The sequence below is a fragment of the Aneurinibacillus tyrosinisolvens genome (assembly GCF_001015055.1).
GTDB classification, from domain to species: domain Bacteria; phylum Bacillota; class Bacilli; order Aneurinibacillales; family Aneurinibacillaceae; genus Aneurinibacillus_A; species Aneurinibacillus_A tyrosinisolvens.
Window position 1 is genome coordinate 1 of record NZ_BBWZ01000115.1, and the last position, 1,092, is coordinate 1,092.

The 1,092-nt window shown below is 53.5% G+C and carries 2 protein-coding genes; both read left to right on the forward strand.

Annotated features, from left to right (window positions below; all coding sequences use genetic code 11):
- On the forward strand, window positions 1-289 hold a 289-nt coding region (locus tag MBEAL2_RS32165), incomplete at its 5' end, for a hypothetical protein (protein ID WP_047155558.1).
- An 18-nt stretch (window positions 290-307) separates the two neighbouring features.
- Window positions 308-1,030: a S8 family peptidase gene (locus MBEAL2_RS28565; RefSeq protein ID WP_052948089.1), complete on the forward strand. Its 723-nt coding sequence runs from the start codon at window positions 308-310 to the stop codon at window positions 1,028-1,030.
- Window positions 1,031-1,092: the final 62 nt, after the last annotated feature.

Below are 1,092 nucleotides of genomic sequence, written 5' to 3' on the forward strand. Positions count from 1 at the left end.
CCATGTGAAAACGGACATGAAGCAGGCTCGTGAAATGTGCATGAAGCATAAAGGGGTTCAGATTTTATATTGCCATAAGCATTTTCCTTTCATTGTCGCTACGGTGGAAAATATTAAACTCTTCCATAACCACCCGGCCTTTTCCCGTGTTGAGGAGGACATCCGGATCCGGGTTCATCGGGCCATTCCTGCTGTCCATGATCAGCCTGTTTCCCGTGTATCCTGGAATATTCAGGCCATTCAGCGCCGGCCGTTTGGCCCAAAAGCACGGGGGAGGGCATCCGGGTAGGGGTATTGGACACCGGGATTGCCTCCTCCCACCCAGCCCTGCGGGGGCCGTGTCGCAGGAGGATACAATATCCTTTCAGGAAACCAAAACTTCAATGACGATAACGGACATGGGACCCATGTATCCGGTATTATCGCCGCTACCGGAAGATCGGGCGGCTTATACGGCGTTTCCCCGGGTGTGCATTTATACGGAATTAAAGCCTTGGACCGGGACGGCAACGGGAGAGTCAGCGATATCATTAAGGGAATGGAATGGGCGATTGATAATAACATACAGGTGCTGAATATGAGCTTTGGAGATAGCAAGCACAATGCCGCCTTAGAACACGCGACACGGAAGGCCCATCAAAAGGGCATCATCCTCGTCGGTTCCGCAGGAAACGATGGGGAACGTGGCGGCACGATCGACTACCCCGCTCGTTTTCCCTGGGTCCTCTCGGTCGGAGCTGTTGACCATGATATGAAGCGGGCATCCTTCTCCAGCAAGGGAGGCCGCATTGATATCATGGCACCTGGCGTAGACATCCGAAGTACCTGGAAAGGAGGAGCATATAAAGTGGAGAGTGGTACATCCATGTCAGCCGCACATGTAAGCGGGGGAGCCGCTCTTGTACTTGCCCGTAATCCCGGTATGAACAGCGTGAGGGCGCAGAGGTATTTGGTACAGCTGAATCAACCCCTTGGGCCACGACGAGAGTACGGCCATGGTCTTCTGGATCTTTCTCCCCTCTCCAAGTAAGGGTTGAAAACGGCATGGAAAGTGGGGTAGGGCAGGAACGGAGGGAAAACGCTCTTCTACAT